12 protein-coding genes are annotated in these 13,560 nt (G+C 44.3%); 3 read left to right on the top strand and 9 right to left on the bottom strand.

All coding sequences use genetic code 11. The features are described 5' to 3' along the window. Nucleotides 1-197: 197 nt before the first annotated feature. Nucleotides 198-1,358: a chromate efflux transporter gene (gene chrA / locus PCC7418_RS14650; RefSeq protein ID WP_015226968.1), complete on the top strand. Its 1,161-nt coding sequence runs from the start codon at nucleotides 198-200 to the stop codon at nucleotides 1,356-1,358. Here chrA and PCC7418_RS14645 read toward each other — a convergent pair. Beyond that, nucleotides 1,332-3,017: an alpha-glucosidase gene (locus tag PCC7418_RS14645; protein ID WP_015226967.1), complete on the bottom strand. Its 1,686-nt coding sequence runs from the start codon at nucleotides 3,015-3,017 to the stop codon at nucleotides 1,332-1,334. The genes chrA and PCC7418_RS14645 overlap by 27 nt on opposite strands. Before the next feature lie 21 nt (nucleotides 3,018-3,038). After that, entirely contained in the window at nucleotides 3,039-3,719 is a 681-nt protein-coding gene (locus PCC7418_RS14640; RefSeq protein ID WP_015226966.1) for a hypothetical protein, read from the bottom strand. 47 nt (nucleotides 3,720-3,766) lie between these two features. Here PCC7418_RS14640 and PCC7418_RS14635 point away from each other — a divergent pair, with 47 nt between their 5' ends. Together PCC7418_RS14635 and PCC7418_RS14630 are read left to right on the top strand one after the other, a co-directional pair. Next, a complete protein-coding gene (locus tag PCC7418_RS14635; protein WP_015226965.1) occupies nucleotides 3,767-3,973 on the top strand; it encodes a type II toxin-antitoxin system HicB family antitoxin in 207 nt (68 codons plus the stop codon). Beyond that, nucleotides 3,970-4,182: a type II toxin-antitoxin system HicA family toxin gene (locus PCC7418_RS14630; protein ID WP_015226964.1), complete on the top strand. Its 213-nt coding sequence runs from the start codon at nucleotides 3,970-3,972 to the stop codon at nucleotides 4,180-4,182. Before PCC7418_RS14635 ends, PCC7418_RS14630 begins: the two co-directional genes overlap by 4 nt. Before the next feature lie 62 nt (nucleotides 4,183-4,244). Here PCC7418_RS14630 and PCC7418_RS14625 read toward each other — a convergent pair whose 3' ends face one another. From PCC7418_RS14625 to hpf, 7 genes are all read right to left on the bottom strand, one after another. Then, complete coding sequence (locus PCC7418_RS14625) at nucleotides 4,245-5,429, bottom strand: NAD(P)H-quinone oxidoreductase subunit H (RefSeq protein WP_015226963.1); 1,185 nt, start codon at nucleotides 5,427-5,429, stop codon at nucleotides 4,245-4,247. 139 nt (nucleotides 5,430-5,568) lie between these two features. Beyond that, the gene (locus tag PCC7418_RS14620; RefSeq protein ID WP_015226962.1) at nucleotides 5,569-7,269 is read right to left on the bottom strand and encodes a DUF3352 domain-containing protein; all 1,701 of its coding nucleotides are present in this window, start codon (nucleotides 7,267-7,269) and stop codon (nucleotides 5,569-5,571) included. A 172-nt stretch (nucleotides 7,270-7,441) separates the two neighbouring features. Next, on the bottom strand, nucleotides 7,442-8,467 hold the full coding sequence (gene adhP, locus PCC7418_RS14615) for an alcohol dehydrogenase AdhP (protein WP_015226961.1): 1,026 nt from the start codon (nucleotides 8,465-8,467) through the stop codon (nucleotides 7,442-7,444). 89 nt (nucleotides 8,468-8,556) lie between these two features. Further along, nucleotides 8,557-10,842 (bottom strand): phosphoribosylformylglycinamidine synthase subunit PurL, encoded by a 2,286-nt coding sequence (gene purL / locus PCC7418_RS14610; RefSeq protein WP_015226960.1) that lies wholly within the window; start codon nucleotides 10,840-10,842, stop codon nucleotides 8,557-8,559. Between the two features lie 64 nt (nucleotides 10,843-10,906). After that, a complete protein-coding gene (gene hisB, locus PCC7418_RS14605) occupies nucleotides 10,907-11,536 on the bottom strand; it encodes an imidazoleglycerol-phosphate dehydratase HisB (protein ID WP_015226959.1) in 630 nt (209 codons plus the stop codon). 54 nt (nucleotides 11,537-11,590) lie between these two features. Continuing rightward, nucleotides 11,591-12,367 carry an enoyl-ACP reductase FabI gene (gene fabI, locus PCC7418_RS14600; RefSeq protein WP_015226958.1) on the bottom strand — a complete coding sequence of 259 codons (777 nt, stop codon included), beginning with the start codon at nucleotides 12,365-12,367 and terminating at the stop codon, nucleotides 11,591-11,593. A gap of 269 nt (nucleotides 12,368-12,636) precedes the next feature. Beyond that, a complete protein-coding gene (hpf, locus tag PCC7418_RS14595; protein ID WP_015226957.1) occupies nucleotides 12,637-13,329 on the bottom strand; it encodes a ribosome hibernation-promoting factor, HPF/YfiA family in 693 nt (230 codons plus the stop codon). Between the last annotated feature and the right edge of the window lie 231 nt (nucleotides 13,330-13,560).

Genomic DNA, 13,560 nt, shown 5'->3' with positions numbered 1-13,560 from the left:
GTTTTCAGTGACCAGTGACCAAAGAACAACGAACCAAGAACATAAGACTAATGACTAATAACCAACATCTAGAGGTTAACCCCTGATTTTGGAGCTAATCCCTGATCATCCTGCAACTGGATCAAATTACCCTCAATATGGATTAACCCTTCCATCTATGGTTAAATGAAGTTGCTGATTAATTGTCCTCAAAGGCAATGAATACAACATTATCGCAACGGTTATTAGAAATTGCCCAAGTTTTTTTCAAACTGGGAATTATTGGTTTTGGTGGACCCGCAGCGCACATTGCCATGATGGAAGAAGAAGTGGTAACCCGTCGAGAATGGATTGCGCGATCGCGCTTTTTAGATTTAATTGGTGCAACAAATCTTATTCCTGGTCCCAACTCTACAGAAATGGCGATTCATCTGGGCTATATTTACGGTGGCGTTTTCGGTTTAATTATTGCTGGTCTTTGTTTTCTTATTCCTGCTATTTTAATAACGGGAATTTTGGCTTGGGTTTATGTTGCCTTTGGTGATTTACCGCAAATTGCACCGCTCTTTTATGGGATTAAGCCTGCTGTTTTAGCGGTAATTTTAGGGGCGTTATGGAAGTTAGGCAATAAGGCGATCAAAAGTTATCAATTATTACTGATTGGAATCGGGGTTGCGGTTCTATTATTATTTGGAATTAGCGAAGTCATTGCTTTACTCATCGGTGGGTTTGTGGGGATGCTGTTCCTCCGAAAAGTGTTACCACAAGAAACCGTAGAAGGGATTATTGGAACATTAAGTTTTGGCACAATCTTAAAAGCGGTTGCTGCTACCTCAGCAAAAACCGTTCCCCCGTTATGGAAATTGGGCTTATTTTTCTTAAAAGTAGGTTCGATTTTATTTGGAAGTGGTTATGTTTTAATTGCCTTTATTGAAGGGGAATTAGTCAATGAAAATGCTTGGTTAACCCAACAACAATTATTAGACGCGATCGCGATCGGACAATTTACACCAGGACCTGTTTTATCCACTTCCACTTTTATCGGTTATGTTATTGCAGGAATTCCAGGGGCAATTGTTGCCACATTGGGCATCTTTTTTCCGTCCTTTATCTTTGTTTTAATCCTCAATCCATTAATTCCAAAATTACGGAGTTCTCAATGGACAAGTGCTTTTTTAGATGCGGTGAATGTTAGCGCTGTGGGATTAATGGCGGTGGTGACATTACAATTAGCATATAGCTTATTTTTACAACCTCTAGACTATCTTGCTATCTTAATCTTTATGATCGGCGCGATCGCGCTCTTTCGATTTAAATTAAGTCCGTTATGGCTGGTTTTAGGCGGTGCAATTTTAGGACTGGTTTTCCAAAGTTTTTAAACGGAATATTGAAATTTCAAACGGTTGTAATAACTGCGGTAAAGCGATAATACTCCCTCTCTCGAAAACCGTCGAGAGTAAAACTTCCCAATTTTTTTGAGGAACTTTTCGATCCAGATCAAAGTTCTTTTCAAAGGAAAAGTTAATCACGACTAACACCGTTTCTGCTTCTGTTTCCCGTAAATAAGCGAGATGTTCGTAGGGATAATCAATCAGAGGAGTCCAACTCCCTTTTCTTAAAGCTGGACAGTTTTTACGGAGTTGAATTAACGCCCGATAAAAATTGAGAACGGAATCTTTCTCCAATAATTCTGTTTCCACATTCACCGTTTTATAGTTTTCATGAACGGGTAACCAAGGGGTAATATCTTTCCCAAAACTAAAGCCAGCTTGTGGAGAGGTATCCCATTGCATTGGGGTGCGAGTTCCATCTCGGGCGGGTAAACATTCTTCATCTAAACAACTAATTGCAGCTTGATCTCGTACTTGTTCAATGGGAATATTTTCATGATTGACCATTCCTAATTCTTCCCCATAATAGAGAATTGGTGTTCCTCGAATTGTTAATAAAAGGGTTGCTGAGGCTTTCGCGATCGCGACCCGATCAAAACATAAACTACACTCTGACCATCGAGAAAGATGTCTGGGTAAATCATGATTATTTAAGAAATAAACGGGCCATTCTCCCTCTGGCGTTAAGCGTTCTTTCTTTTCAATTTCTCTTTGTAAATACCCTGGATACCACGGACTTAAGGGAAACTCAAAGGTTAAAGGAAGATGGAGTTCATCGTTATTAACCCCATAAAAAATTACGGAATCATACAGTCGGTTATCAATAAAGGTTTCGCCAATTAGTAAGCGATGATCATATTCATCAATGACCTTTCTAATTTCACGAATAATCTCATGATTTTCAGGTAAATTTTTATCATAAATATGATATTGTTCATCATACTTTTTACCACTGGTTTCAAACTTCACAGGATTATTCCGAAAGTATTTATCTTGACTATAAACACTAGACGCATCGAGACGAAACCCATCAACGCCTAACTCTAACCAATAGCGAATAACATCATAAATAGCTGCTCTCACTTCTGGATTATGCCAGTTTAAATCGGGTTGATTAGAATTAAACGCATGATAGTAATATTGTTGTCTTTTCTCATCATAAGTCCAACCAGTTCCACCAAAATAAGACAGCCAATTATTCGGAACATCTCCATCTGGGCTTGGATCATGCCATAAATACCAATCACTTTTTGGATTATAACGGCTGGATCGCGATTCTAAAAACCAAGGATGTTGATTTGAAGTATGATTAATCACTAAGTCTAGGATGACTTTAATCTCACGCTGATGGGCTGCTGCAATGAGGCGTTTGAAGTCCTCTAATGTCCCAAAAAGATTACAAATATTATAATAATCGCTAACATCATAACCATTATCAAATAACGGAGATTGATTGATGGGAGATAACCAAATTGCATCAATCCCTAAGTGATTTTCTTGATCAGATGTGCGATTCTTGAGATAATCTAATCGTTCAATAATTCCTTGTAAGTCACCAATTCCATCTCCATTTTGATCCGCAAATGTTAACGGATAAATTTGATAAATAACACTGTTCCGCCACCACTCGGGTTCTCGTTTAAACATTCAGATTTCTTCACTCTAGGACTATACAACTTGACTATGATTTTGAATCATCTGTTCGCAAGTTTCTACTGAAGCCCGTTGTCTCATTACTTTCACCAAAGCATGATAGGCTTCTATATTGCGTTCAATCAGAGATTTAGCTTGTAGCTTCGCCCACTCTTCTTTCTGTTGGCGTTGATTTTGCGGATAGCCGAAGTCATTGAGGACTGATTGTAACTGAGCGCGATCGTCCCCTCCTCCTTCCGCCTTACCATATTGTAAGATTTCTGCTGCGATTCCTGCACACCAGACCGTACAAGCGCGATCGAGCATTAAGTTCACTTGATTAGGCTGTGTTCCCACTTGTTCTAATGCAGTTGTATCAAACTGTACGCCCCCTTGTCCGGGTTGTTGACGGCGGAAGGCTTCCCAAGCCGTTAAGCTATACCCTTGAATAGGAATCCCTAAAAAGTAAGCGGTGAGAAAGTGACCCGCTTCATGATATAACACTCTTTCTCGTTGTTCCGCAGTAGAAAATAAATCAACAAATAAAGTTACGCCCCGATTTTCCCACGCTAACGTATCAAACGTGAGTAATCCCATGACAGCAAAGGTAGTTCCTGCAGGTAGAATAATGGGAATGTTTAAAATGGGAGAAAGTAGCGCAAACATCGTCATGGCAAAAATGCCAATTGCAATTAAATTGAGACTAATCGGTTGCATCAGGGAATAATTAATAATTAATTTTGAAAATGGAGAAACGCGAATCTATGAATTACACGATTGAAATTGAAGAAGAAGAAGACGGAAGAATTATTGGAGAAATTGTCGAACTACCAGGTGTATTGGTTTACGGAGAAACAAGAGAAGAAGTAGTTCATAAAGTGCAAGCTCTCGCTCTGCGTGTTATTGCAGATCGATTAGAACATGAGGAAGAAGCCTCACCATTATTAAATCTTTCTTTTGTTGCGCCATGAGTCGTTGGAAAAGCACGAAAGCTAAAGATGTTTTAGCATCACTTCTTCGCATTGGATGGACAATTAAAAGACAGAGAGGATCGCACAAAATTCTAGAACGTCTAGGTTGGAATAATTTTGTCTTTGCTTTCCATGATGGAGAAGAAATTGGACCGAAAATGCTATCAAGGATTGCGAAATCAACAGGATTAAAACCTGAAGATTTATAAGTTTATGATATAAATTTCCCCTTCAGCAAGTTGGAAGAAGGGGAACTATTAACATTAACCGATCAACGATCAACGGATCCCATGATGATGTCGATACTCCCTAAAATTGCCATAATATCAGCAACTTTCATTCCTTTTAAGAGGTGAGGGAGAATTTGTAAGTTGTTGAAGTCAGGGGCGCGAATTTTCCAACGCCAAGGGAAGACATTATCATTACCCACTAAAAAGATCCCCAGTTCTCCTTTTCCACTTTCGAGGCGAACATAGTGTTCTCCTTCAGGAATTTTGAACGTGGGAGCCATTTTCTTAGCGATATATTGATAATCAAAGTCGTTCCACTGGGATTTTTTCCCTTCCGCCATGCGACGGGCTTCTAGGTTTTCGTAGGGACCCCCTGGGATGTTAGCACAGGCTTGACGAATGATTTTTAGGGATTCTCGCATTTCCCGCACCCGCACTAAGTAACGGGCGAGACAGTCACCTGCGGTTTCCCAATGAATATCCCAATCAAAATCGTCGTAACATTCATAATGGTCAACTTTCCGTAAGTCCCATTTCACCCCAGACCCCCGTAACATGGGACCCGATAAGCCCCAGTTAATGGCTTCTTCGCGGGTAATGACACCAATCCCTTCGATCCGACGGCGGAAAATCGGGTTATTGGTGATTAGCTTTTCATACTCATCAATTTTTTCTGCGAAGTAATCACAGAAATCGATACATTTATCAAGCCAACCGTAGGGTAAATCAACTGCAACCCCACCGACTCGGAAATAGTTGTTGTTGATTAAGCGTGAACCACTCGCAGCTTCCCAGAGGTCATAAATCAGTTCCCGTTCGCGGAAAATATAGAAAAATGGGGTTTGTGCGCCCACATCCGCCAGAAAGGGCCCTAACCACAGCAAATGGTTTGCAATGCGGTTCAGTTCCAGCATAATCACACGGATGTATTGAGCGCGTTTGGGAACTTCAATATCCGCGAGTTTTTCAGGTGCATTAACCGTAATCGCTTCGTTGAACATTCCTGCTGCGTAGTCCCAACGACTCACATAAGGAACATACATGACGTTGGTGCGATTTTCCGCAATTTTTTCCATTCCGCGATGGAGATAGCCAAGGACTGGTTCACAGTCCACCACATCTTCCCCATCAAGGGTGACAATGAGGCGCAGTACGCCGTGCATGGAGGGATGGTGTGGTCCCATGTTTAACACCATCGGCTCGGTTCTGGTTTCGATCTTTGCCATAGATCAAGGTTTCCTTGTTGTTTACGTTCTGCGCGTTTTTAATTGATTTTGCGATGCTTTTTGAAGCGATCGCGCGGAGACAGATTTAAAAATGTTTCATTCTCTTAACCATTATAAAGAGCATTGTCCCCTCTCACCGTTACCGCCGAGAGGTCAGTTGTAAGAACAAGGTCGCTTTTCTCACCCCATCTTCTGTTCCTTCACTCGCCAGAGATAACACTTGCAGATGGTCAAATAAGGGTTTTCCCGCCAGTTCAACCACACGGATCAGGGGAAACTGTTGTTCTAGCAGAGGTTGACTTTTCTCCCAATCGAGATAGAAATAACCGTCATTTGCGGTGGGTAAGGGCGCGATCGCGCGTTGAAAGGCTTCACTATTCACTAGCGAGGTTTCTCCCTTCTGAATCGCCTGTGCAATGGCTTCTAGAGAGGTTCCCAGCACTTGATAGTGATCAATTTCGCTGTGGACTCCTTTCACTTCTGCATTCAACTGAACGGGTTTTTCTTTCGGATTAAAATCGACTTGGGAAACTGGCTGAATCACTGTCCAAGCGGTGACTTTCTGGTTGGCGAGATTTAAATTCCCCACACTATAACCGCCTTCTTTGGCTTGTTCATCCAGTTGCTTAATGGTGTTCTTGACTTCAGTGTCTTCCACTTCTTCACCAACAAACACCCAATCTCCTGGTTTCTGGTCATCTTGGGGTAACAACGCCACCGCATATTCTCCTTTTACCCAAGGGAAAATCTGATCGGGGATTGAAATTCCAAATCGTTGTTGTAAGCCAGACGCTAATTGTTGAATCAAAGTTGCTGTGGACTCATCTACAGCTAAGTCATTGAGGCTATTCCAGAGTTGATTTAAGTCCACCCCTGCAGCCGTTAACACGCTATTCTCTGGGAGATAGTTTAAGGCGTTAACGGGTTGAGATAAAGCTGGATTACGATTTTCTTCCCCACCCACGCCTAATAATGCGGTTTGGGCGGTTAGTCCATCAGGGGTAAGGGAAAACCCAGCCGTGAGAGTGGGTTGATTATCTTGTAAGGGAAGGGCGGGTTGTTCGGCGATCCATGCAGCAACGGCGGGTAAATTTAAGTACAGTTGACCAATGCGAGGATTCGTGATGGTTTTCTGTGCTTTTTGATAGGGAATGGCTTGTTCTAAACTTAAAGTCGGGACTTGGACATTATTAATCGCTTCCCGCAACACTTTCGGATGGTTCGCAAACAGCACATGATTCCCCACTACCGCACTGGCTAACGCCCCTGCATTCGGGTCTGGATTTTTTTGTAAAGGGCGACGATAGGTGATGTTTACGCCTTTATAGCGTTCAAAGACCAGATCGGTGTTGGGAGAAACCGCTTGTCGGGAATAGTAGGCTTGGAGAAATTCGCGGGCGAGTTCTTCATCATCGGTAGTGGTGACCAGAAGATAGCCAGGTTGCACCCCATTGGCGCGATCGCGATCAAAATCAAGAGCCGTCACCGCAAGAGTGACTTCTTCTCCTAACCACGCTTTAATATCTTGGTCATAATCTAACTGGCGACTGGCGAGGAATTGCGATTTAAGGCGGTCTAATTCTTGACGAGAGCGCGATCGAATCCGAAGAGGCGCACGCAGTTGACGGTAGGCTTCTAATCGTTCTACATCCACCACCAAAGAAGCAACCACAGGGGCTTGCTTAGGAATAAACTTAGCAGCAGTGGGCGTTTTGACCACACCGCCATCTTTATAAAGCAATGGGCTTTCCTGTAGCAACCAATTCAGACTCACGCCGAAGATAGCAAGGAAAATAATAGAAAACGTAATTAAAGTGAGTAAAAAAGATCGAAACTTCATTATAAGTTCAATAGTGATTCTTAACTTTTGTCGCATTCACTATTATTTCAGGAAGCGGGTGTTGCTTTGATCCTTAATTTTAAGAATTGGTGCAAAACGTAATTAAATTCACCAGACAACCCCTTATCAAAACTACTCCGCGATCGCGCTTCTTAATTTCAACTCAGACCATTTATGACATGGTTAAGACAACACGCCCATTAACTTCTCCTTTTTTCAGACGTTCCATAGTCGCGTTAACTGCTTCTAAGGGTTGAGTTTCAATTGCAGGCTTCACATGACCTTCGGCTGCAAATTGAAGGGCTTCCCGTAAATCAGCACGAGTGCCAACCAGAGACCCTTGAATATCAATGCCTTTCAAAATGACCTCAAAGATGGAAAGCGGAAACTCTCCTGGGGGTAAACCAACCATGGAACAAGTACCACTGCGTTGTAAGGTACTCACTGCTTGATGAAAGGCTTGTGTGGAAACGGCAGTTACCAGTGCGCCATGAGCTCCCCCAATCTGATCTTGAACCGCTTGACCCGGATCTGTTTCGCTCACATTAATTGTTTTGTCTGCTCCCAATTCTTGAGCCAGTTCTAGTTTTTTGGGAGTCCGGGATAAGGCAATCACACGAAGCCCCATGGCTTTGGCATATTGCACGGCTAAATGTCCCAGTCCACCAATACCAGAAATCACAACCCAATCTCCCGGTTTGGTATGGGTTTCTTTCAGACCCCGATAGGTGGTTACTCCTGCACATAAAATTGGCGCAGCGTCCGTTGACTCTAGAGGCTGAGGAATTTTCGTGGCATGATTCGCATCCGCTAGAACATACTCGGCAAATGTTCCATTCACACTATAGCCGGTATTTTCTTGAGTTGGGCAGAAATTTTCTTGTCCAGTGACACAATATTCACACCGAGAACAAGCTGTATGTAGCCAAGGAATCCCTACATGATCTCCTTTTTCTAAATGAGTGACATGGGAGCCCACTTCAGCAACATGACCTACGCCTTCATGACCCGGAATAAACGGAATATTCGGCTTCACTGGCCAGTCACCATCAGCAGCATGGACATCTGTATGGCAAACTCCACTGACTGCAAGTTTGACTAGAACTTGTTCCGCTTGAGGTTGCGGAATTTCTACTTCCTTGAGTTGTAGCGGTTTGCCAAACTCTTCTGCGATTGCAGCTTTCATGGTGTTTGCCATGATAACTCCTCCTGAAACTTAATCAGCGTCTCAGCGTTTGATCTTAAAATATGTCAACTTGCTAGATCAACGAGAATAAACTGCAACAACTATTCCGCTAACTGAAGCGCGATCGCGCTCTCAAATCGGTCTCTCATCGCCTCTAAACTGACCCCAACGCTAGAATTAATCTTCAATTCCTCTTCCTGAACCACGCCTAATCGTTGCCAAGCCTCTCCCAACTGTTCCTGTAAAAATGTTTCCCAGGCTTCTTGCTTCTCAGAAGAGACAGAAACTAAGATCCGACTTGCCCCTTCTCCAAATAAACACTCATCCCAGCGTTGATTCTCATCAGGAGAAAGGGTAACGCTAACCCCAAGATTGCCAGCTAAACAAGATTCTGCCAAGGCAACCGCAAGCCCTCCTTCCGCACAATCATGGGCAGAGTTGATCCATCCTTGTTTAATCCCTTTCCGACAAACAGACTGAACTTGTTTCTCTAGGGCAAAATCCAGATGAGGGGGTTTTCCTGCAACAGTTTCATGAATCATGGCCAGATATTCCGACCCTCCTAAAGTGACGGTTGCGCTGCCTAACAGATAGACCAAATCGCCAACCTGCTGCCACCCTTGTCCACAAACCTTGCGGACATCTTCCACAAAGCCCACCATTCCGATCACGGGGGTGGGATAAATCGGCTGTGGATTGCCTTGGTTGTCGAACGTTTCATTATACAGAGACACATTCCCCCCAGTGACAGGTGTTCCTAACTGAATGCACGCCTCAGCAAGGCCTTCGCAGGCTTTCGCCAGTTGCCAATAGCCAATGGGTTTCTCGGGACTGCCAAAGTTCAAATTATCAGTAATCGCGATCGGTTCTGCGCCCACACAACTTAAATTACGGGCTGCTTCTGCAACAGCGAGTTTTGCACCTTCGTAGGGGTGGAGATAAACATAACGTCCATTACAGTCAGTGGTTGCTGCAACTCCTTTGTAAGTTTCAACAGATTCCGTTTGTGGACGAACCCGAATTACCGCAGCATCAGCACCACCAGGTAGCAAGACCGTATTATTTTGCACTTGATGGTCATATTGACGATAGACCCAAGCCTTGGACGCGATCGAGGGGCTGGCAAGAAGTTGTAACAAAATCTCTGACCAAGTTTGACCGTTCATCCCTTCTTCGTTGCAGGAAGGAAGAGACGCGCTAGTCCATTGCCATGCGGTTTGAGCATAGTCTGGCGGTTCAGCAAGAATTTCCCGTTCGTAGAGGGGGGTATTTTCCGCTAAAGCAGCAGCAGGAATTTCAGCAGCAACTTTTCCTTCATGGAGAATGCGCACCATGGGATCAGGAATCACTTCTCCTGCAACAACAGCGTGTAGTTCCCACTTCTGGAAAATATCAATCAGTTCTTGTTCCCGTCCTTTTTCGGCAACAAATAACATTCGTTCTTGAGACTCAGAAAGGAGGTATTCATAAGCGCTCATGCCTGTTTCCCGATGGGGAATGAGGTCTAAGTTGAGTTCAATGCCCACTCCGCCTTTTTCCGCCATTTCTGAGGTAGAACAGGTTAATCCGGCTGCCCCCATATCTTGTGCTGCTACCACAGCCCCAGTCTTAAATGCTTCTAAACAGGCTTCTATTAAAGATTTTTCGAGGAAGGGATCGCCCACTTGCACCGCAGGGCGGTCATCGGCGGAATTTTCACTGAGTTCCGCACTGGCAAAACTCGCGCCCCCCATACCATCCCGTCCCGTGGTCGAACCGACATAGAGAACGGGGTTACCGATGCCAGATGCTCCCGCTTTCACAATATCTGGGGTTTCCATCAAGCCTAGTGCCATGGCATTGACAAGGGGATTCCCCGCATAAGCGGAATCAAAATAAACTTCTCCGCCAACAGTGGGCACGCCAACCGAGTTTCCGTAATGACTAATCCCTTCTACAACACCGCTAAAGATGCGTCGGGTGCGAGGATTGTCTAACTGGCCAAAGCGCAGTGAGTTCAGAATGGCAATCGGACGCGCTCCCATGGTAAAAATATCTCGGAGAATTCCCCCAACGCCAGTGGCTGCCCCTTGGAAGGGTTCAACCGCAGACGGGTGATTATGGGATTCAATTTTGAACGCGAGATGTAAGCCATCGCCTAAGTCAATCACACCCGAATTTTCCCCAGGACCGACGAGAACGCGATCGCTGCGGGTGGGAAATTGTTTCAGGAGGGGACGAGAATTTTTATAGCAACAGTGTTCCGACCACATCACCCCAAACATCCCCAGTTCGGCTTTGTTGGGATGTCTGGTCAGTCGTTTGACAATTTCTTCGTACTCTTCTGGTTTAATACTTTCACTCGCAATTTCGTCAGGGGAAAAGGGGGCTGCGTCGATGGCGGTCATGAATGATGGCACAGATTCGGGACAAGGATTATTTTAGCAGGAGAGCGCGATCGAGGCGAAGGGATTAAAGCACGCCTTTAGAACTAGGAACTTGACCACAGCGACGGGGATCCAGTTCCACGGCCCCCCGACACGCCCTGGCAAACGCCTTAAATGTGGCTTCGATGATGTGGTGAGAGTTAATCCCATCGAGTTGACGAATATGGAGGGTCATCTGGCTATGATTGACCACAGCGACAAAAAATTCTCTCACCAGTTGGGTGTCATAGGTCCCGACTCGTTGGGTGGGAATCTCTAAACCATAGCTAAGATGAGGTCGTCCTGAAAAATCGAGGGCAACTTGAATTAAGGCTTCATCCAGGGGGGCGATAAAATGACCGAAACGGTGAATCCCTTTGCGATCCGATAAGGCTTGGGCAAAGGCTTGACCGAGAGTAATCCCGACATCTTCGTTGGTATGATGATCGTCGATCTCGATGTCTCCAACCGCTTTCACTTCTAGGTCAAATAATCCATGAGAGGCGAGTTGATGAATCATGTGGTCAAGAAACGGAATCCCCGTCTGGGAATCACATTTTCCTTCCCCATCTAAGTTTAAGGTGACTTTAACCTCCGTTTCCCCAGTCTGACGAGAAACAGATGCCGTACGCGGTGTGAAGGAGGCGTTAGAAACAGCACGCTCAGAAAGTTGCATTTTTGTTCTTGGTTATTTGTTTTTCTTTGGTCACTGGTCACTGATCACTGATCACTACATTCCCATGATGTTATAGCCAGAATCAACGTATAAGACTTGTCCAGTAATGCCACTGGCGAGATCGCTACATAAGAAAGTTGCTGCGTTTCCGACTTCAGTTTGGGTGACGGTTCGCTTCAGAGGTGCAACTTCTTCTACATGACGAATCATGTCTAAAATACCGCCCACCGCAGAGGAAGCGAGGGTGCGAATGGGACCGGCGGAAATGGCATTGACGCGAATATTTTGTTCTCCTAATTCCGCAGCTAGGTAGCGCATACTCATTTCTAAGCCTGATTTTGCCACACCCATGACGTTGTAATTGGGAACAACTCTTTCCCCACCGAGATAGGTGAGGGTGACAATACTTCCGCCTTCTGTCATCAACGGTTTCGCTGCTTGCGCTAACCGCGTGAGAGAATAGGTACTAATTTCTAGAGCCTGCTTAAACCCATCCCGTGAGGTTTTGCTAAACTCCCCAGAGAGTTCTTCTTTTCCTGCAAACGCCAGACAGTGAATGAGAATATCTAGTTTCCCCCATTTTTCCGCAACCGCTTGCAAGGTTTCGTCAATCTGTGCGTCATTTTGGACATTACAAGGCAGGAACAAACTGGGGTTAAGAGGAGAGACTAATTCTCGAACTTTTCTCTCATACTTTCCGCTATCATCGGGAAGATAGGTGATGCCCATTTCAGCACCCGCTTGATGGAGTTGTTGGGCAATTCCCCACGCGATCGAGCGATTATTGGCAATTCCTGTGACCAGTGCTTTTTTCTGACTTAAATCCAGCATTGATGATTATTTGTAAGTTACAGCCATTCTAGATTATCAAACAACTGACTGTTAATCATTTATAGCACTACTCATTCAGGTATTTGACAGATGAAAATCCACCTCATTGATCAGGAAAAGGGTCTAAGGGTCAATTGAGGGAAAAGGGTCAAGGTGTTTTCATGGAATAGAGAGCAATGAAAACAGAGAATTAACCTTGTCCCTTTAGCCTTTAACCTTGTCCCAGCGCGAAGCGCTATTCCCTTGCTACTCAGCCGTCTCAGAGATAACTAGACTTCCGCAGGCGGACACTCACTTAATTCATTGTCGGCATCCATAGGCGCAACTTTCTGTCCATTGGTATCTCCACCATGAACTTTGTCATAAAGCATTCCGTGGGTATGACCATTGCCGTTGCGAGGTTGGATCACGCCATATCCACCATGATTACGCTGATAAATGACATTGATTTCGTTGGTTTCTTCATTGCGGAAGACATAAAAGTCATGATCCACAAGCTGAAGCTGATCTTTAGCTTCCATGACGGTCATTGCAGGCATGGCGAAGTATTTGACACGAACCACATCATCGGGTAATTCTGGAGCGCGATCGTTGACTAAGTCTTCATCTACAGGCTGAGGCGCAACGGTTTCTGCTGTTTTTGGGCTGTCATGCGTTTTTTTGTGTAGATGTTTTTCTTTATATTTACGAAGCTGACGGGCAATTTTATCGGCAACTAAATCAATGCTGGCGTATAAATCTCCGCTTTGTTCTTGCGCTCGAATCACTTTCCCATTAGCGTGAACGGTGACTTCTGCTTTCGTGCGATCACTGACGCGAGAATTAGGGGCGACTGACAAATGCACATCCACTTTTGAGGTGATTTGTTGGAAGTGTTTGACCGCATTTTCGAGTTTTTCTTGAACATAATTGCGGATGGCTTCAGTCACTTCAATATTGTTGCCCTGAATCAAAAGCTTCATCTTAGCTACTCCATCTTCTAACAGTTTTTAATTGATTAATCTTCTTTCCAAAATTATCTTTGGCTAAGAAGATTATTTTATCTTTAATGACACTAAGTCAGCAATTATAGCGTTTCCTAGTTGGCTGAGGTACAAAGCGAGTCGGTGGATGTTCATGGTTCATGGTTCGTGGTTCATTGATTAACAACCAACAAAGAACGAAGAACAAAGAACAAAGAACCAAAATTTATA

The sequence above is a fragment of the Halothece sp. PCC 7418 genome (assembly GCF_000317635.1).
In the GTDB taxonomy this organism is placed as follows: domain Bacteria; phylum Cyanobacteriota; class Cyanobacteriia; order Cyanobacteriales; family Rubidibacteraceae; genus Halothece.
This window is presented reverse-complemented; position numbering and strand designations above follow the sequence as displayed.